Below are 17,575 nucleotides of genomic sequence, written 5' to 3'. Positions count from 1 at the left end.
TCGCGTCGGCGGATCCGGACGCTCCCCGACCGGTACGGGCGGTGGACTGCAGGTGCTCCGAGCGGTTCGGGGCGATTCGCATCTCTGGAGGAGACCCGTCGTGAGCATCACCAGCACCCTGCACCTCAACTTCCGCGGCAGCGCGAGGGAGGCGCTCGAGTTCTACCACTCGGTCTTCGGGGGCGACCTCGTCCTCGCTCCCTACGGGGACGTCGAGGCGGGGCAGAGCGCCGCTCAGTCCGAGCAGATCGCCTGGGGGCAGGTGACGGCGCCGAACGGGTTCCACGTCATGGCGTACGACGTGCAGGACTCGCTCCCGTACGCGGCCGGCGAGAACGCCTTCTACGTCTCGCTGCGGGGCACCGAGAGCGCGGAGATCGAGCGCCTCGGCACCGCCCTCGCGGAGTCGGAGGGCGCGGTCGTCCACGTCCCGTTCGGGCCGTCCGTGTTCTCGCCGCTCTACGGCAAGCTGACCGACCGCTTCGGGGTCACCTGGATCATCGACGTGGTCGTGCCCTGGGCGGGATGAGCCGCAGCAGCCGGTGCCCAGGGCGGGGCAGGTGTGCATGCTGGTCGAGTAGCCGCGGAGCGGCGTATCGAGACCCGGGGTCTGCAGGGGGTGGATCTCGATACGCCCGCGGAGCGGGCTACTCGATCCGCATGGTTCGCCCGCGGGCGGGCTGCTCGATCAGCATGGAGGACCCGCGGAGCGGGCTGCTCGATCAGCAGGAGAAGGGGGCGCGCCCAGTGGGCGCTCCTCGGTCGGCAGTAGTGCGGGTGCGGCGCGTTCATGCTGGTCGAGTAGGCGCGGAGCGGCGTATCGAGACCCGGGGTCTGCAGGGGGTGGATCTCGATACGCCCGCGAGCGGGCTACTCGATCAGCATGAAAAAGGGGCGCGCCCGGTGGGCGCTCCTCGACAGAAGAGGGGGCGCGCCCAGTGGGCGCTCCGCGGTAGGCGCGGGGCGGGCGTCAGGCGGCCGGGGCGGACGTGGACTCGCGGACGATGAGGGTGGAGGCGAGGCGGACGGTGGGGGTGTCGACGGGGTCGCCGGCCGCGAGCTTGAGCAGGAGGCGGGTCGCCTCGGACGCCATGCTGGCGAGGGGCTGGCGGACGGTGGTGAGCTGCGGGCTGACCCAGCGGCAGAGGTCGACGTCGTCGAAGCCGACGACGGAGAGGTCCTCGGGGACGCGGAGGCCGCGGTCGCGGGCCGCGAGGTAGACGCCGTAGGCCTGCTCGTCGGAGCCGCTGATGATCGCCGTGGGGCGCTCGGGCAGGTCGAGCAGCTCGCCGCCGAAGCGCACGCCGCCGCTGATCAGCGAGTCGCCGTTCCTGACGAGCTCCTTCAGCGGCTCGACGCCGGCGCGGCCGAGGGCGCTGGTGTAGCCGTCGAGGCGGTCCTGGTGGCACTCGAGCTCCATCGGGCCGGTGACGAAGCCGATCCGCCGGTGGCCGAGCGCGAGCAGGTGCTCGGTCGCCTCCCGCCCGCCGACCCAGTCGGTCGCGGACACGGTCGCGAACGACTCCGTGTCGCTGCCCTGCGGGTCGATGGCGACGACCGGGACCTTGAGCGTCGCGAGCCGCGCGCGCGCCTCGGCCGTGAGGTCGGACACCACGAGGACGATGCCGTCCGAGCCGCGGGAGGCGATGCGGTCGATCCAATCGGGCACGCCGGTCCCGCCGTCGTGGGTGACGTTCAGCACCAGGTCGACGCCCGCGCGCGAGGCCTCCGCCTGGGCGCCGCGCAGCAGCTCCGTCGCCCACTGCGTCTCGAGGCTCGAGACGACGAAGTCGATCAGCGTCGCGGATCGCTTGGCCTTGCGTCGCGCATAGCCGTGGTCCTCGATCAGGCGCTCGATCTCGTGCCGCTTGGGGGCCGAGATGCCGGGCTTGCCGTTGAGGACTCGGGACACCGTGGGGATGGAGACTCCGGCCGCTTCGGCGATTTGCGCGAGAGTTGCGCCCGATTCCGTCATGCGGCACCCCTTTCCTGCTGAGCTCTTCCGGTCTTGACCTTCCCGACTCCGTCACTTTACACTGCAACTCGTGCGCAACTTGCGCAGTAAGTTGCAAGCAAGTTTTGCGAGTCGCCCGAGGAGGCGGCGTCGCACCCTCGATCCACAGACACTCCGCGACGACGCGGGGCGAAGGAGTAGCGCGATGTCGAAGAAGACGTTCGGTTGGCCGAGGAGGGCCGCGCTCGTCGCGGCCGGGGTCCTGGCGGTCTCGCTCACCGCCTGCAGCGGCGGCGGGGGAGGAGCATCGAGCGATCCCGGCTCCGCCACCGAGGGCTCGATCACCTGGTGGGGCTGGACCCCCGACAAGCCGCTGGCCGACAAGCTGATCGCCTCGTTCAACGAGGAGTACCCGGACATCGAGGTCGAGTTCGTCTCGAAGCCGATCGACAGCTACGACTCGGTCCTCGGGCCGGCCATCACCTCGGCCGACGGCCCGGACGTGTTCAACGTCGCGCCGGGCTCGGCCAACGGCGGCGTCGAGACCTTCCAGGCCGGCGCCATCGACCTCGGCCCCGCCGTCGAGGAGGAGCTGGGCGCGGACTGGCAGGACAAGCTGGCCGCCTCGGGTGTCGAGGGCCTCGCCGTCGACGACAAGGTCGTCGGCCTCTCCGCCGGCGCCGTCTACTCCGGCAGCATCTGGGTCAACCAGGACATGCTCGACGAGGTCGGCGTGACCGCGCCCACCACCTACGACGAGTGGGTCCAGGTCTGCCGGACCCTCGAGGCCGCCGGCAAGGGCTGCTTCGTGCAGGGCGCCGGCCAGTGGGCGTTCGACATGGACACCTTCGAGGCGATCATGCAGAACATCGAGCCCGGCGCCTACGCGAAGGCCGCCGCCGGCGAGATGGACTACACGGATCCCGCCTTCGAGCAGGGCATGCAGATCTGGAAGGACCTCTTCGACGACGGGATCATGCAGGAGGGCGCGATCGGCCTGCAGCAGTACCCGGACGCGAACAACGCCTTCATGTCCGAGAAGTACGCGATGGTGATGATGGGCAGCTGGTACACCCAGTACACCGTCCGCGACGCGATGGTCACCGCGATGGAGGCGGCCGGAGTCTCGAACCCGGAGCCCTTCACCATGGTGCCGATCCAGTTCCCGGACGTCGCGGGCACCGGGAACGTCGGCGAGATGTTCGGCGACGCGGACTACGGGCTCGCGGTGAGCACCAAGTCCGACGCGCAGGCCGCGGCCACGACGTTCGCCGTCTGGTTGACCACCTCCGAGGCCGGGCAGACCGCCGTCGCGAACACGCTCAACGACATCCCGTCGCTGGCGGGGGTGCAGCCCGACTGGGACAGCATCGACCTCGTCGCGCCGGACGCGCAGCTGGACGCCCTCAAGGACTACACGGCGACGGCGAGCAAGGCGACCGACCCGCGCTTCGCGACGGTCAGCGCCGACCTCAACACCGCCTTCCGCGACGCGCTGATCGGCGTCGCCTCCGGGGACACGGACATCGACCAGGCCCTCCAGGGTCTGCAGTCCGTCGTCGACGACCAGAAGTAGGACCGACCCCTGTCGCGGGCGGTCCGACCGACCGCCCGCGACGGGCATCAGGCAAGGGAGCCGACATGACCACGGCCATCGCGAGATCCGGAGCGGGAGCACCCGACCGCGCCGCTCGAGGCGTCGAGCCCTCCGGGGGGCGTCCGCGGAAGCGGATGCTGCTCGGCCCCGGGATGATCTGGATCCTCCCGGCGATCGTCCTCGTGCTGGGGATGATCTACTTCGCCATCGGCTACACGGGCTACGTCTCGACGCTCGACTGGAACGGGTTCATCCTGAGCCCCTCGGAGTCGGTGGGCGCGGACAACTACGTGCAGATGGTGCAGGACCGCGTCTTCTGGGGCGCGATCGGGCACACGGCGATCTTCTTCGTCGTCACCTTCGCCGTGCAGACGGCGATCGGCTTCACCTTCGCGGCGATCATGCACTCGCGGATCCGGCTCGCGCCGCTCTACAAGGTGCTGATCTTCGTGCCGACCGTCCTCGCCCCGGCGTCGATGGCGCCCGTCTTCCGCTCGATCTTCGACGTCGACGGCCAGTTCAACCAGGTGCTGCGCGGTGTCGGTCTGGGTGGTCTCGCCCACCCGTGGCTGGCCGACCCGGCCACGGCGATGCCGGTCGTGATGGCCGTCACCGTCTGGCAGTGGACCGGGCTCACCTTCATCCTCTTCTACGCCGCGATGGCGCAGATCGAGCCGGAGATCCTCGAGGCCGCCCGGATCGACGGGGCGAGCAACCTCCGCTCGCTCGTCTCGATCGTCTGGCCGATCTGCCGGGGCACGACGATCGCCCTCGCCACGCTGGGCATCATCGGGGCGCTGAAGACCTTCGACGTGCCGTACCTGGTGACCAAGGGCGGACCGAACCACGCGACCGAGTTCCTCGGCACGTACATCTACCAGACCATGGTCGCGGAGAAGCACTTCGGCTACGCGGCCGCGATCTCGATCGCCCTCCTCGTCCTCGCGGTCGGCGGCGGCGTCCTGACCAACCTGCGGCGCCGCGCCGACGAGAGCTGAGGCCGCCGTGTTCGAACTCCGATCGCTCCGCTCGCGCCTCGGCGTGCAGCTGCTCGCGACCGTCATCGTCATCCCCTACCTGTTCGCGCTCGTCGCGATGGTGCAGGGCTCGCTGGCCGGCGCCGGCTGGGGCAACTACGGCAAGGTCTTCGCGACCGGCGTCGTGCCCACCTACTTCCGGAACACGATCATCGTCGCGGTCTCGACCGTCGCGATCGTCTACGTCTGCACGATGCTGGCGGCGTTCGGCTTCGCCAAGCTGCGGATCCGCGGCAAGGAGGTGTGGTTCTGGCTGCTGATCGCGGCGCTCACCATGCCGGAGGCGGTGCTGCTCACGCCGCTGTTCGTCACCGCCTCGACCCTCGACGTCTACAACCAGCTGATCGCGGTGATCCTGCCGCTGGCCGCGCTGCAGGTGCCGTTCACGGTCCTGCTGGCCCGGAGCTTCTTCGCCGGCATCCCGACCGAGCTGATGGACGCCGGCCGCGTCGACGGCGCGAGCATCGTCAAGGTCTTCTGGTACATCGTCCTGCCGCTGACCCGGCCGATCGCCGGCGCGATCGTGGTGCTCACGCTGATCAACAGCTGGAACGCGTTCCTGCTGCCGCTGCTGATGCTGAACGACCCGGACAAGCAGGTGGTGACCCTGCTGCCCTCGTTCTTCACCAGCCAGTACACCAACGACCAGACGGGGGTCCTGGCCGCCTCGGTGATCACGGCGGTCCCGGTGATCGTCGCGTACCTCCTGCTGCAGCGCTCCTTCGAGCGCGGCCTGGCCGCCGGAGCGCTCAAGTGAGCGCCCGGCTGGACGGGGCGCTCGCCGTCGTCACCGCCGGGACCGCCGGGATCGGGCGGGCGATCGTGCTCCGCCTGGCCGCGGAGGGGGCCGACGTGATCGCGACCGGCACGAGCGAGGAGCGCGCGGCGGCCCTGCGCGCGGAGGGCGGCGGCGCCGTGCGCACCTTGGTCGGCGACGGCTCGACGCTCGAGCACCTCGCGGAGCTGACGCGGGCCGTCGGCGAGGATGGCCGCGCCGTCGACGTCCTGGTCCTCAACGCCGGGCGCGACGTCGAGGCGACGCCGATCGTCGACACCACGCCCGAGATGTTCGACCACGTGAGCGACCTCAACTTCCGCGGCACTTTCCTGACCGCCCGGAGCATCGTCCCGGCGATGGCGGACGGCGGGCGCATCGTCCTCGTCTCCTCGATCGCCGGGCACAACGGCGGGCCGGGGCACTCCGTCTACAACGCGACCAAGGCGGCCGTGCGCTCGCTGGCGCGGACCCTGACGGCCGAGCTCGCCGATCGGCGGATCCGCGCCAACGCGGTGAGCCCCGGCCCGATCGCCACCGCCGGCTTCGACAGGTTCACCGGAGGCTCGGCCGCGATCGAGCAGGCGGTCGCCGCGCAGATCCCGGTCGGCCGCATCGGCCGGCCCGAGGAGGTCGCCTCGGCGGTCCTCTTCCTCGCGACCGCGGAGTCGAGCTTCATCGCCGGCGCCGAGCTGGTCGTCGACGGCGGGATGACGCAGGCGTGAGCGACGACGACGCGGCCCCCCAGCAGCACGACGGCACGACCGAGGCACGACCCGTACACACAGAGAGAAGGTCCGACATGACTGAGCCGACGACGTTCGCGGTGGTGGGGACCGGCTGGCGCTCCGAGTTCTACCTCCGCCTGGCCCGCACGGCCCCCGAGCGGCTGCGCGCGGTGGCGATCGTGGCGAACTCCGCCGCCGCCGAGGACCGGATGAGGGCGCGCTGGGACGCGCCCGTCGTCCGGACGCTGGAGGAGGCCCTCGCCCACCGGCCCGACTTCGTGATCGCCGCCGTCTCCTGGCCGTCGATGCCGGGCGTGACGACCCGGCTCGCCGAGCTCGGCGTCCCCGTGCTCGCCGAGACCCCGCCCGCGCCGACGGCCGACGGGCTGCGCGAGCTGTGGAGCGCCCTCGGCGCCTCGGCCCGGGTGCAGGTGGCGGAGCAGTACATGCTGATGCCCGGGCACGCGGCACGCCAGGCGGTCGTCCGGAGCGGCGCGATCGGCGAGGCCACTGCCGTGCACATCGCCTCCACGCACCTGTACCACGCGACCAGCCTGATCCGCGGCTTCCTCGGCGCGGGCATGGCCGAGGCCGTCGTGAGCGCCCGCGCCTTCACCGCGCCCCAGGCCGACCCGCTGACCTTCGACGGCTGGCGCGAGGATCCATCGCCCGAGCCGCGGACGACGACGATCGGCACGCTCGACTTCGGCGACGGCAGGATGGGCCTCTACGACTTCGTCGACAACCAGTGGTGGAACCCGCTGCTCAGCCGGCGGATCGTGATCCGCGGCTCGCTCGGCGAGATCGCCGACGACACGGTCACCCACCTCACGGACGAGGGCGTGATCGTGTCGCCGATCTCCTACCGGCGCACCGGCATCGACATGAACCTCGAGGGCAACGAGGTGGTCACCGCCTCCTTCGAGGGCCGGATCGTCTGGCGCAACGAGTGGGTCGGGACCCGGCTGTCCGAGGACGACCTCGCGGTCGCCGACCTCCTCGAGGCGACCGGGCGGTGGGCCCGCGACGCCGGCCCCGAGCCCTACCCGCTGGCCGAGGCCTGCCAGGACCATCTCCTCGGTCTCGCGATCGAGGAGTCCGTACGAACCAGCGCCGATGTGCGCGTGAGCAAGGAAGCGTGGGCCTGATGCCTCTCGTCACCATAGAGATCGCCGACACCGTCCCCGAGGAGACCCGGTTCGCCTACGCGGAGGCCGTCAACGCGGGCCTCGTCGAGGGCCTGGGCATGGATGCGGAGGACCGCTTCCAGGTCATCCACCCCCTGCCCGCGAGCCACCTCGTCGCCGACCCGCACTATCTCGGCGGCGACCGGAGGGACGTGGTCTACGTGCGCGTCCTCATGGTCCGCATGTACGACAAGGAGACCAAGGCCGCGATGTTCGAGGCGGTCGCCCGCCGGCTGGAGGCCGAGGGCGTCCGCCCGGACGACGTGTTCATCGCGATCACCGAGAACACGCTGGACGACTGGTACCCCGGTGCGCGGGGCGAGCGTGGCTGACCTCGGCGCGCGCACCCTCACGACCGACGTCCGGGTCGTCGACGAGCAGGGCCGGCCGGTCGCCGACGTGGACGTGACCACCGAGCAGCTGCGGCACGCCTTCGGCTTCGGCAGCATCGGCTTCGACTTCCTCGACTGGCTGGGCGGTCCGCCGCTCTCGACGGGCGGCGACGCCTCGGAGTTCTTCGGCGGCAAGGTCGACTCGGATCCGCAGCAGCTCGCGGACGCCTGGCTCGGCGTCTTCGACACGGTGACCCTGCCCTTCTACTGGCGGGCCTTCGAGCCCGAGCGAGGCCGTCCCGAGACGCAGCGGCTGCGCCGGACGGCCGAGTGGTTCGCCGAGCGCGGCGTCCGGGTGAAGGGCCACCCCCTGGTCTGGCACACGCTCGCGCCCGAGTGGCTGCTGCCGCTCGAGGACGCCGAGGTGGAGGAGGTGCTGCGCGCGCGGGTCCGCCGCGAGGTCGCCGACTTCGCCGGTGTCGTCGACGTGTGGGACGCGATCAACGAGACGGTCATCCTGCCGCGCTTCACGGCGGAGCCGAACGCGATCACCCGGCTGGCGCAGCGCCTCGGCCGGGTCGGCATGATCCGGCTGGCGTTCGAGGAGGCCCGCTCGGTCGGCTCGGGCGGGCGGTTCGTCCTCAACGACTTCGATCTGTCGAGCGAGTACGAGCACGTGATCGAGGAGTGCCTCGAGGCGGGGATCGCGATCGACGCCATCGGCCTGCAGACCCACATGCACCAGGGCTATCGCGGTGAGGACCGGATCGCGGAGGTGCTCGAGCGCTTCTCCCGCTTCGGCCTGCCGCTGCAGATGACGGAGACGACCCTCCTCTCCGGCGACCTGATGCCGCCGGAGATCGACGACCTGAACGACTACGTGGTCGACTCCTGGCCGAGCACCGAGGAGGGCGAGGCGCGGCAGGCGGACGAGCTCGTCCGGCATTACCGGAGCGTCCTCGCGCATCCGGCGGTCGAGTCGCTGACCTACTGGGGGCTGACCGACGACGGCGCCTGGCTCGGGGCGCCCTCCGGGCTGCTCCGCCGGGACGGCAGCCGGAAGCCCGGCTACGACGCGCTGCAGGACCTGATCCGCCGCGAGTGGTGGCACGCGGAGACGACCGCGACGACGGGAGCCGAGGGGTGCGTGCCGCTCCGGGGCTTCGCCGGGCGCTACCGGGTGACCGCCGGCGGTGCGTCGGTCGAGGTCGAGGTGTCGGCCGAGGGCGGCCCGATCGCGGTCGTGGTGCCGCGATGAGCATCGAGGCCGAGGAGGAGCGCGTGCAGGCCGCGGCCGGAACCCGGCTCACCGAGCTGCGCGTCGCGGCGGCCGCGGCCGCGGCTCCGGCGGTGCTCGCCTCCTCCCGGCAGGAGCGGGCGGGCTGGCTCACCCGGATCGCGGCGCGGCTCGACGAGGCGCGCGACGACCTGGTCGAGGTGGCCGAGGCCGAGACGCACCTCGGCGTCGAGCGGCTGCGGGGAGAGGTGGCGCGCACGACGGGCCAGCTGCGGCTGTTCGCGGACGTGCTCGAGGAGGGCTCCTACCTCGAGGCCTCGATCGACGTCGCCGGCACGATCGGCGGCGACGGCTCGCAGGAGATCCGCCGCTTCCTCCGCCCGATCGGGCCGGTCGCGGTCTTCTCGGCCTCGAACTTCCCGTTCGCCTTCTCGGTCGCCGGCGGCGACACCGCGTCGGCGCTGGCGGCGGGCTGTCCGGTGCTCGTGAAGGCCCACCCCGGGCATCCGGAGCTGTCGCGGCGCACCGCCGCCGTGGTCGACCGGGCGCTCGAGGAGGCCGGCGCCCCGCGCGGCGTCTTCGACCTCGTGGAGGGGCGCGCGGCGGGGCTCGTGCTCGTCAGGGCGCCCGAGGTGCGCGCCGTGGCGTTCACCGGCTCGCTGCCGGGGGCCACCGCGCTGATGGACGCGATGTCCGAGCGCGCGGAGCCGATCCCGTTCTTCGGCGAGCTCGGCAGCGTGAACCCCGTGGTGATCACGCCCGGGGCGGCCGAGGAGCGCGCGGCGGAGCTCGCGGCCGAGCTGGTCGCCTCCTTCACCCTCGGCGGCGGGCAGTTCTGCACCAAGCCCGGCGTGGTCTTCGTGCCGGCGGCGGCGGATCTCGATACGCCCGCGGAGCGGGCCGCTCGATCAGCAGGGGCGGGCGGCGGCACGCCTCCATGCTGGTCGAGTAGCGCGCAGCGCGTCTCGAGACCCGCGTTCCGCCAGGCGGTGGCGGAGCGGGTCGAGAGCCTGCCGGGGACGGTCCTGCTCACGGAGAGGATCGCGGAGTCCTTCTCCGCGTCCGCCGGCCGGCTGGCGTCGGCGGACGGGGTCCGTGTCCTCGCCCGCGGCGCGCAGGTCGACGGCACCGCACCGGTCGTCCTCGTGACGACCATCGACGACGTCGTCCGGCACAGCGACGTCCTGCTCGAGGAGTGCTTCGGCCCGCTGACGCTGCTGATCGAGTACCGCTCGCCGGAGGAGGTGCTCGCCGCGCTCACCCACCTGGACGGATCGCTGACAGCCACCGTGCACAGCGCGCCGGGCGAGGACATCGGCGCGCTCGTCGCCGTCCTCGCCGAGCGCTCCGGCCGCGTCGTCTTCGACGGCTGGCCGACCGGCGTCAGCGTCACCTGGGGGCAGCACCACGGCGGACCGTGGCCCGCCACGACCTCGCAGCACACCTCGGTCGGAGCGACCGCGATCCGGCGCTTCCTCCGGCCGATCGCCTACCAGGGGGCTCCGGCCGCCGCGCTCCCGGCCGACCTCACCGATGCGGGCCTCGCCCGCCTCCCTCACCGCCGCGACGGCAGATCGGTCCCCCGATGAACGACGAGAACCCGGGGCGGCCGACCGGCATGGGCCCGGTGATCCGGACCGGCCGCGCCGTCCGCAGCGCCCAGTGGTACGGCGGCGACGACCGCAACACCTACCTGCACCGGGCGTGGATGCGCCGCGGCACGCCCGACCACGCCTTCGACGGCCGGCCGCAGATCGCGATCGCGAACACCGCCTCCGACCTCTCGCCGTGCAACTCGCACCTCGACGAGGTCGCCCAGAGCGTCAAGAACGGCGTGTACGAGGCGGGCGGGATCCCCTACAACCTGCCTGTCATCTCGCTCGGCGAGACGACCGTCCGGACCACCGCGATGCTCTGGCGCAACATGGTCGCGATGGCCGCGGAGGAGCTGTTCCGCGCCAATCCGATCGACGGCCTGGTGCTGCTCGGCGGCTGCGACAAGACCATCCCGGCGCTGCTGATGGCCGCCGCCAGCGTGGGGATCCCGGCGATCGTCGTCCCCGGCGGGCCGATGCTCAACGGGACCTTCCGCGGCAGCACGCTCGGCTGCGGCACCGACGTCTGGCGCCTGAGCGAGGAGGTGCGGGCGGGCGCGCTCGACAGCGACTACTTCGTCCAGTCCGAGTCCTCGATGATCCGCAGCCGCGGGCACTGCAACACCATGGGCACGGCGTCCTCGATGGCCTGCGTCGCGGAGGCGCTCGGCATGACCCTGCCCGGCGTCGCGGGCGTCCCCGCCTCGGACAGCCGGCTGCTGCAGTTCGCGCACGCGACGGGCAACCGCGTCGTCGCGATGGTGGAGGAGGAGCTCGCACCGGCGGACGTGATGACGAAGGCCGCGTTCCACAACGCGATCGTGGCGCTCGCCGCGATCGGCGGATCGACCAACGCCGTGGTGCACCTGCTCGCGATCGCGGGCCGGCTCGGCGTCGAGCTCGACCTCGACGACTTCGACCGCATCGGCGCCGACGTCCCGCTGCTGGTGAATCTGCAGCCGGCCGGCGCGCACCTGATGGAGGACCTGTTCCGCGCGGGCGGGTTCCTCGCCGTGATGAACGAGGTCCGGCCGCTGCTGGATCCGACGGCGGTGACGGTGCTCGGCACGCCCTTCGTCGACGAGCTGCCGGGGCACGAGGTCTGGGACCGCGACGTGATCCGCACGGTCGAGGCGCCGCTGCTGCCGGCGGCCGGCATCGCCGTGCTCCGCGGCAACCTCGCGCCGACCGGCGCGATCATCAAGCCGGCCGCGGCGACGGCGGCGCTGCTGCACCACCGCGGGCCGGCGGTCGTCTTCGACTCGGTCGAGGACATGCACGCCCGGATCGACTCGCCCGAGCTCGACGTCACCGCGGACTCGGTCCTGGTGCTGCGCGGCTGCGGTCCGCGCGGCTACCCCGGGATGCCCGAGGTCGCCAACATGCCGCTGCCGAAGCGCCTGCTCGACGCGGGCGTGCGCGACATGGTCCGCATCTGCGACGGGCGGATGAGCGGCACGGCCTACGGCACGATCGTGCTGCACGTCACTCCGGAGTCGGCGGTCGGCGGCGCGCTCGGCCTGGTGCAGGACGGCGACCTGATCGAGCTCGACGTCGCGGCGCGGACGCTGACGCTGCTGGTGTCCGACGAGGATCTGGCGGCCCGCACTCCGTCCGCCGCGGCGACGGCGGCCTACGCGGCCCCGGTCCGCGGCTGGGAGCGGCTCTACATCGACCACGTCGAGCAGGCCGAGCGCGGCGCGGACCTGGACTTCCTGACCGGCGCCACCGGACCCGGCGTGCTGCGGGAGTCGCATTGAGCGGGGCGGGGCGGGGCTCCCGGGAGCACGACGAAGGGACCACGATGACCGGCACGACAGGAGGACCGCGATGAGCACGCGGATGCGCGCGGCGGTGCTGCGGGAGTTCGGCGCGCCGCTGGCCGTCGAGGACGTCGACCTCGCCGACCCCGGCCGGGGCGAGCTGCTCGTCGAGATCGACGCGGCGGGCGTCTGCCACTCCGATCTGCACTACCTGCACGGTGATCTGCGCTGCCCGCTGCCGGTGGTGCCCGGGCACGAGGGCGCCGGCCGCGTCGTCGCCCTCGGGCCGGACCTGCGCGAGGGCTTCGCCGTCGGCGACCGGGTCGCGCTGCTCTGGCGGCCGAACTGCGGGCGCTGCCGGCAGTGCGTCGCCGGCCGGCCGATCATGTGCGAGTACGGACCGGTGCAGGCGGCGTCCGGCGGCCTGCTCGACGGCACGAGCCGGCTCAGCGCCGGAGGCGAGACCGTGCACCACCTGCTCGGGGTGTCCTGCTTCGCGGAGCGGGTGGTCGTGCCCGAGCGCAGCGTGGTCCGCGTCCCCGACGACGTGCCGGCCGAGATCGCGGCGATCGCCGGCTGCGCGGTCATCACCGGGGTCGGCGCAGTGCTGAACGTGATCGGCGCGTGCCTCGGCGACGCGGTCGTGGTGATCGGCGCCGGCGGCGTCGGCCTCTCCGCGGTGATGGGCGCGCGGGCGGCCGGCGCGACGACCGTCGTCGCGGTCGACGTGGACGCGGACCGGCTCGCGCTGGCGAGGCGGCTCGGCGCGACGCACGTGATCGACGGGTCGTCCGGCTCCTCGGGCGGCGGCGACGCGGTCGAGCAGCTGCTCGCCCTCGTCCCCGGCGGAGTGCCCTGGGTGGTGGAGGCGGTGGGTCGGCCGGAGACGCTGGCGTCGGCGGTGGCGATGCTGCAGCCGGGCGGGACGGCCGTCGCCGTGGGCCTCGGCCGGGTCGGGCAGCGCTTCGACATCCCCGTGAACGACCTGGTGCAGAAGCAGAAGCGCGTGGTCGGCTCGCTCTACGGGTCGTCGATCCCGCAGCTGGATCTGCCGCGGATCTTCGAGCTGTACCGCAGCGGCGCGCTGCCGCTCGACGAGCTGGTGGGGGAGCGGTTCGCCCTCGACGAGATCGGCGCGGCGTTCGCGGCGCTGGAGCACGGCAGTGTCGGGCGCTCGATCGTCGTGCCGGCGCGGGAGGGCGCGCGGTGAGCGCGTTCGCCCGGTACCCGAGCCTCGACGGGCGGACCGTGATCGTGACGGGCGGGGCGTCCGGGCTCGGCGCGGAGTTCGTGCGGCAGTTCGCGGCGCAGGGCGCGCGGGTCGGCTTCCTCGACATCGACGCCGAGCAGGGCGGCGCGCTCGCCCGCGAGCTGGGAGACGCCGTCCGCTTCGTCCGGTGCGACGTGCGCGACGTCGCGGCGCTCGAGGCCGCGATCGAGGGGCTCGCCGCCGAGCTCGGCCCGGCCCACGTGCTCGTCAACAACGCGGCGAACGACGCGCGGCACACGGTCGAGGACCTCGATCCGGCCTACTGGGACGACCGCATGGCGGTGAACCTCCGGCACCAGTTCTTCGCGGCACGGCTCGTCTCGCGCGGGATGCTGCGCGCGGGCGCCGGCTCGATCATCAACCTCGGCTCGATCAGCGCGCACATCGACCTCGTCGAGCTGGTCGGCTACATCACCGCGAAGGCCGCGATCGAGGGCATGACCCGCGCCCTGGCCCGCGAGCTCGGCGCCGGCGGCATCCGTGTGAACTGCGTCATCCCCGGCTGGATCATGACCGAGCGCCAGCTGCAGCAGGTCGTCACGCCCGAGGCGGAGCGGCAGATCGACCGCAGCCAGTGCCTCCCCGGCCGCCTCGTCCCGGCGGACGTCGCCCGCCTGGTCCTCTGGCTGGCCGCCGACGACTCCGCGATGTGCACCGCCCAGAACTGGGTCGTCGACGGCGGCTGGCTCTGACGCGCGGCGCCGCCCGAGGAGCCGCGGAGCGGCGCAGCCTCCCCCGCGTGCTGGTCGAGCAGCGGCGCAGCGGCCCCCCATGCTGGTCGAGTAGTGGCGCAGCCGCGTATCGAGCGGAGGGGGCGCCTTCGGCGCCAGCGCAGGGCGGGGAAGAGACCGACGTCCTTGCGGTGGGCGGGTCTCGATACGCCCCTGCGGGGCTACTCGACCAGCATGGTTGCGGGCATCTCTTCCAAGTACACCCGGCGTCTCGAGGCGGGTGGATCTCGATACGCCCTCTGCGAGGGCTACTCGATCAGCATGCGGGGGGCGGCGCGCTCCAGGCGGGCGACGGCGAGGACGAGGCCGCAGCGGAGGGCCCAGCGGCCGCGGAGGCGGAGGGGCGGGCGGCCGCCGGCGAGGACCGGCACGACCTCGAAGGCGGAGCGGCCGCGGAGGACGACCTCGGCGGCCGTCGGGCCGAGCCAGACGCCGGTCGCGGGGAACCAGGCCTTGAAGGCGGCCTCCTTCGCGGTGAACAGGGCGAGGGGGAGGAGGGCGGACGAGGGGTGGCGGTCGGCGCGCAGGCGAGCGAGCCGCTCGAGCTCGCGCGGGCGGGCGAAGGTGCGGACGAGGTCGTCGGGGAGGTCCCGCGCCGCTTCGGCATCGACGCCGAGGCCGAGGTGCGCGCTCGAGCGGGCGACGACCGCGGCGCGGTAGCCGGCGGTGTGGGTGAGGGCGCCGACGATCCCAGGAGGCCAGACCGGCGCTCCCGAAGACGAGCGGGGCAGCGGACACGGCTCCTCGCCGAGCAGGGCGAGGGCGCGGCGAGCGCAGGCGCGGGCCTGGATGGACTGGTGCCGGGAGCCTGCGGTCGCGATCGTGGCGCCGACGAGGTCCTCCTCGCCGGGCCAGGGCGGGGCGGTGCCGTCCGCGCCGTCGTCGGCTCCCACGGCGCCGGCCGGCAGCAGCCCGGCGAGCAGCCCCGGTCCGCCGAGTGCTCCCGGCCCCGCGAGTGCGGCCGGGCCCGCTGGCGCGCCGCGGCCCGCGAGTCCCTCCGGCCCGGCGAGCACAGATCGACCGGCGCTCACAGCGCCGCGAGCGCGATCCCGAGCAGCAGGAGCGCCCCGGTCGAGGCGAGCATCCGCGCCGTGTTCGCGCGCACCCACGGCTGCTCGAAGCCGCGGCGGGCGGTGGGCAGGGGGCCGCGGGCGCTGCGGTCGAGCCGCACATTGAGCGGGATGTTCCGCCCGAACGTGACGACGTACTGGAGTACGCCGAGGGCGAGGGCTCCGGCGATCGCGGCCGTCGCTCCGGGGCCGGCGCCGCCCGAGAGAGCGGCCAGCAGTGCGGCGGCGGACGCGAGCCCGCTGCCGAAGAACGACAGGGCGAAGAGCGGGTTCTGCACGGCGGCGTTGATGGCCGTCATCGCGGCGACGAAGCTGCGGTCGTCGGTCCGGGCGAGACCGGGCATGACCGCGCAGGCGAAGGCGTAGAAGAAGCCGGCGGCCAGCGCGTTCGCGACGAGTGCGGCGAGCAGGAGCGGCGGGAGGAGGGAGTCGGGCACGGCAGCCTTTCCGGGAGGAGGGGGGCGAGCGCGGACCGTCGCCCGGGAGCCGCGGCGGGCTCCCGGGCGACGGCCGGTCAGGTGATCGAGACGCCGCCGTCGATGCTGACGACCTGGCCGGTCATGTAGTCGGTATCGACGAAGAAGCCGATCGTCCGCGCGACCTCGTCGGTCGTGCCGAAGCGGCGCATCGGGCACTTGGTGCGGATGCCCTCCTTCACCTGGTCCGAGAGCGACTCCGTCATGTTGGTGATCATGAAGCCGGGCGAGAGGGCGTTCACCGTCACCCCACGCGCGGCGCACTCGGCGGCGAGCGTGCGCGTCATCCCGATCAGGCCCGCCTTCGAGGCGGAGTAGGCGGTCTGCCCGGGCGTCGCGACGAGCGCCGACGGCGAGACCACGTTGATGATCCGGCCCCAGCGGTGCGTGAGCATCGGCGGAAGGCAGAGCCGTGCGAGGTGGAACGCGCCGATCAGGTTGGTGTCGATCACCGATCGCCACTGCTCCGGATCCTGCATCGCCATCAGCGAGTCGTGCCGCACCGCCCCGTTGTTGACGAGGACGTCGACGGGGCCGAGCGCGTTCACCACCTCGGAGTGCAGCCGGAACGACTCGCTCCAGGAGGAGGCGTCGCCGCCGACCACGACCGACTCGTTCGTGAGCAGCGCGGCGGTCTCGGCGGCCGCCTCCGCGGAGGAGTTGTAGTGCACGGCCACGCGGAAGCCGAGCGCGTCCAGCTGCACGGCGAGCGAGCGGCCGAAGCCGCCCGACGCGCCGGTGACGAGGGCGACGGGACGGGCGGGACGCTCGCCGCGGACGCGGACGCGGACGGTGTCGGTGGCGCCGGTGTCGGTGGTGCCGCTGCCGCTCATGCTGCGACCGCCTTCCCGCCCCAGCGGAGCAGGAGCGACGCCCAGGTCATCCCGGCGCCGAAGCCGGCGAGGAGCACGAGGTCGCCGTCGGCGATCCGCCCCTCCTCCAGCGCCTCGAACAGCGCGATCGGGATCGACGCCGACGCGGTGTTGCCGTAGTTCTGCAGGTTGGTGAACAGCTGCTCCTCGACCATGCCGGTGTGCTGGGCGATCGAGTTGATGATGCGGATGTTCGCCTGGTGCGGGATGACCAGGTCGACGTCGCCGACCGCCACGCCCGCCGACTCCAGCGTGCGCCGCACGGTGCCGACGGTGAGCCGCACTGCGTTGAGGTAGATCTCGTTGCCGTTGATCCGCGCGTAGTGGTGGCCGTCGCGGACCGTCTGCTCGGTGGTGGGCATCCGGCTGCCGCCGGCGAGCACCTTGAGGCTGTTCGTCCGGCTGCCGTCGGCGCCCATGTCCCAGCCGAGGATCCAGTCCTCGTCGCCGGGCACGAGCACGACCGCACCGGCGCCGTCGCCGACGAGGATGCCCAGGTCGCGGTCCGCCGGGTCGGTGGTGAGCGAGTGGGTGTCGCTGCCGATCACCAGGATGGGCCGCGGGTCCATCTTCATCAGGCCGGCGGCGGTGATGAGCGCGTAGACGAAACCGGAGCACTCCGCGTTGACGTCGTGCGCGCTGCCGGCGATGCCGAGATCGTGGTGCACGAACGCCGAGGTGGCAGGGGAGGGCTGCTCCGGGGTCGCGGTCGCGACCAGGAGGTGCGCGATGTCGGCGCCGGTGAGTCCGGCGCGCTCCAGCGCGGCGCGGCCGGCGTCGACGGCGAGCGAGGCGGTCGTCTGCCCGTCCTCCACCCAGCGCCGCGAGCGGATGCCGCAGCGGCTGACGATCCAGTTCTCGTCGACACCGAAGGTGACGGCGCGATCGGCGCTGGTGACGGTGCGCTCGGGGACGGCCATCCCCCAGCCGGCGATGCTGATCTCGGCCACG

17 protein-coding genes are annotated in these 17,575 nt (G+C 73.0%); 12 read left to right on the top strand and 5 right to left on the bottom strand.

The window, feature by feature from the left end:
- Positions 1-100 precede the first annotated feature (100 nt).
- On the top strand, positions 101-529 hold the full coding sequence (locus GTU73_RS17930) for a VOC family protein (protein ID WP_160090976.1): 429 nt from the start codon (positions 101-103) through the stop codon (positions 527-529).
- A 441-nt stretch (positions 530-970) separates the two neighbouring features.
- Here the strand turns inward: GTU73_RS17930 and GTU73_RS17925 are convergent, their stop codons facing one another.
- A complete protein-coding gene (locus GTU73_RS17925; protein ID WP_160090975.1) occupies positions 971-1,975 on the bottom strand; it encodes a LacI family DNA-binding transcriptional regulator in 1,005 nt (334 codons plus the stop codon).
- Between the two features lie 184 nt (positions 1,976-2,159).
- On the opposite strand from GTU73_RS17925, the gene GTU73_RS17920 reads away from it, so the two are divergent.
- From GTU73_RS17920 to GTU73_RS17870, 11 genes are all read left to right on the top strand, one after another.
- Positions 2,160-3,530: an extracellular solute-binding protein gene (locus GTU73_RS17920; RefSeq protein WP_160090974.1), complete on the top strand. Its 1,371-nt coding sequence runs from the start codon at positions 2,160-2,162 to the stop codon at positions 3,528-3,530.
- A 65-nt stretch (positions 3,531-3,595) separates the two neighbouring features.
- Complete coding sequence (locus GTU73_RS17915; RefSeq protein ID WP_208543698.1) at positions 3,596-4,549, top strand: sugar ABC transporter permease; 954 nt, start codon at positions 3,596-3,598, stop codon at positions 4,547-4,549.
- A gap of 7 nt (positions 4,550-4,556) precedes the next feature.
- Positions 4,557-5,345 carry a carbohydrate ABC transporter permease gene (locus GTU73_RS17910; protein ID WP_160090973.1) on the top strand — a complete coding sequence of 263 codons (789 nt, stop codon included), beginning with the start codon at positions 4,557-4,559 and terminating at the stop codon, positions 5,343-5,345.
- The gene (locus tag GTU73_RS17905) at positions 5,342-6,088 is read left to right on the top strand and encodes an SDR family oxidoreductase (RefSeq protein ID WP_160090972.1); all 747 of its coding nucleotides are present in this window, start codon (positions 5,342-5,344) and stop codon (positions 6,086-6,088) included. The genes GTU73_RS17910 and GTU73_RS17905 overlap by 4 nt, the downstream gene beginning before the upstream one ends.
- Positions 6,089-6,165: 77 nt before the next feature.
- Positions 6,166-7,239, top strand: coding sequence for a Gfo/Idh/MocA family oxidoreductase (locus GTU73_RS17900; RefSeq protein WP_160090971.1), 1,074 nt, complete (start codon positions 6,166-6,168; stop codon positions 7,237-7,239).
- The gene (locus GTU73_RS17895; RefSeq protein ID WP_160090970.1) at positions 7,239-7,610 is read left to right on the top strand and encodes a tautomerase family protein; all 372 of its coding nucleotides are present in this window, start codon (positions 7,239-7,241) and stop codon (positions 7,608-7,610) included. The genes GTU73_RS17900 and GTU73_RS17895 overlap by 1 nt, the downstream gene beginning before the upstream one ends.
- Positions 7,603-8,868, top strand: coding sequence for an endo-1,4-beta-xylanase (locus GTU73_RS17890; protein WP_160090969.1), 1,266 nt, complete (start codon positions 7,603-7,605; stop codon positions 8,866-8,868). Before GTU73_RS17895 ends, GTU73_RS17890 begins: the two co-directional genes overlap by 8 nt.
- Positions 8,865-10,436: an aldehyde dehydrogenase (NADP(+)) gene (locus GTU73_RS17885; RefSeq protein ID WP_160090968.1), complete on the top strand. Its 1,572-nt coding sequence runs from the start codon at positions 8,865-8,867 to the stop codon at positions 10,434-10,436. The genes GTU73_RS17890 and GTU73_RS17885 overlap by 4 nt, the downstream gene beginning before the upstream one ends.
- On the top strand, positions 10,433-12,202 hold the full coding sequence (locus GTU73_RS17880) for a dihydroxy-acid dehydratase (RefSeq protein ID WP_167306057.1): 1,770 nt from the start codon (positions 10,433-10,435) through the stop codon (positions 12,200-12,202). The genes GTU73_RS17885 and GTU73_RS17880 overlap by 4 nt, the downstream gene beginning before the upstream one ends.
- A 70-nt stretch (positions 12,203-12,272) precedes the next feature.
- Positions 12,273-13,415, top strand: a complete 1,143-nt coding sequence (locus GTU73_RS17875) for a zinc-binding dehydrogenase (protein WP_208543697.1) — start codon at positions 12,273-12,275, stop codon at positions 13,413-13,415.
- The gene (locus GTU73_RS17870; protein WP_160090967.1) at positions 13,412-14,167 is read left to right on the top strand and encodes an SDR family NAD(P)-dependent oxidoreductase; all 756 of its coding nucleotides are present in this window, start codon (positions 13,412-13,414) and stop codon (positions 14,165-14,167) included. The genes GTU73_RS17875 and GTU73_RS17870 overlap by 4 nt, the downstream gene beginning before the upstream one ends.
- Before the next feature lie 287 nt (positions 14,168-14,454).
- Here the strand turns inward: GTU73_RS17870 and GTU73_RS17865 are convergent, their stop codons facing one another.
- The 4 genes from GTU73_RS17865 to GTU73_RS17850 all read right to left on the bottom strand — a co-directional run bounded on the left by GTU73_RS17865 (position 14,455) and on the right by GTU73_RS17850 (position 17,574).
- The gene (locus GTU73_RS17865; RefSeq protein ID WP_160090966.1) at positions 14,455-15,219 is read right to left on the bottom strand and encodes a 4'-phosphopantetheinyl transferase superfamily protein; all 765 of its coding nucleotides are present in this window, start codon (positions 15,217-15,219) and stop codon (positions 14,455-14,457) included.
- A 14-nt stretch (positions 15,220-15,233) separates the two neighbouring features.
- Positions 15,234-15,713: an anthrone oxygenase family protein gene (locus tag GTU73_RS17860; protein ID WP_208543696.1), complete on the bottom strand. Its 480-nt coding sequence runs from the start codon at positions 15,711-15,713 to the stop codon at positions 15,234-15,236.
- Between the two features lie 77 nt (positions 15,714-15,790).
- Positions 15,791-16,585: an SDR family NAD(P)-dependent oxidoreductase gene (locus tag GTU73_RS17855; protein ID WP_160090965.1), complete on the bottom strand. Its 795-nt coding sequence runs from the start codon at positions 16,583-16,585 to the stop codon at positions 15,791-15,793.
- Positions 16,582-17,574, bottom strand: a complete 993-nt coding sequence (locus GTU73_RS17850) for a beta-ketoacyl-ACP synthase 3 (RefSeq protein WP_160090964.1) — start codon at positions 17,572-17,574, stop codon at positions 16,582-16,584. Before GTU73_RS17850 ends, GTU73_RS17855 begins: the two co-directional genes overlap by 4 nt.
- Position 17,575 lies beyond the last annotated feature (1 nt).

Origin of the sequence: Rathayibacter sp. VKM Ac-2804, from assembly GCF_009866655.1 — a bacterium.
Lineage (GTDB): Bacteria > Actinomycetota > Actinomycetes > Actinomycetales > Microbacteriaceae > Rathayibacter.
This window is presented reverse-complemented; position numbering and strand designations above follow the sequence as displayed.

Bases quoted from the DNA above. Each gene is read 5' to 3' on its own strand.
- GTU73_RS17925 (WP_160090975.1), bottom strand. From the start codon at position 1,975: ATGACGGAATCGGGCGCAACTCTCGCGCAAATCGCCGAAGCGGCCGGA.
- GTU73_RS17920 (WP_160090974.1), top strand. From the start codon at position 2,160: ATGTCGAAGAAGACGTTCGGTTGGCCGAGGAGGGCCGCGCTCGTCGCG.
- GTU73_RS17915 (WP_208543698.1), top strand. From the start codon at position 3,596: ATGACCACGGCCATCGCGAGATCCGGAGCGGGAGCACCCGACCGCGCC.
- GTU73_RS17900 (WP_160090971.1), top strand. From the start codon at position 6,166: ATGACTGAGCCGACGACGTTCGCGGTGGTGGGGACCGGCTGGCGCTCC.
- GTU73_RS17895 (WP_160090970.1), top strand. From the start codon at position 7,239: ATGCCTCTCGTCACCATAGAGATCGCCGACACCGTCCCCGAGGAGACC.
- GTU73_RS17885 (WP_160090968.1), top strand. From the start codon at position 8,865: ATGAGCATCGAGGCCGAGGAGGAGCGCGTGCAGGCCGCGGCCGGAACC.
- GTU73_RS17880 (WP_167306057.1), top strand. From the start codon at position 10,433: ATGAACGACGAGAACCCGGGGCGGCCGACCGGCATGGGCCCGGTGATC.
- GTU73_RS17875 (WP_208543697.1), top strand. From the start codon at position 12,273: ATGAGCACGCGGATGCGCGCGGCGGTGCTGCGGGAGTTCGGCGCGCCG.
- GTU73_RS17855 (WP_160090965.1), bottom strand. From the start codon at position 16,585: ATGAGCGGCAGCGGCACCACCGACACCGGCGCCACCGACACCGTCCGC.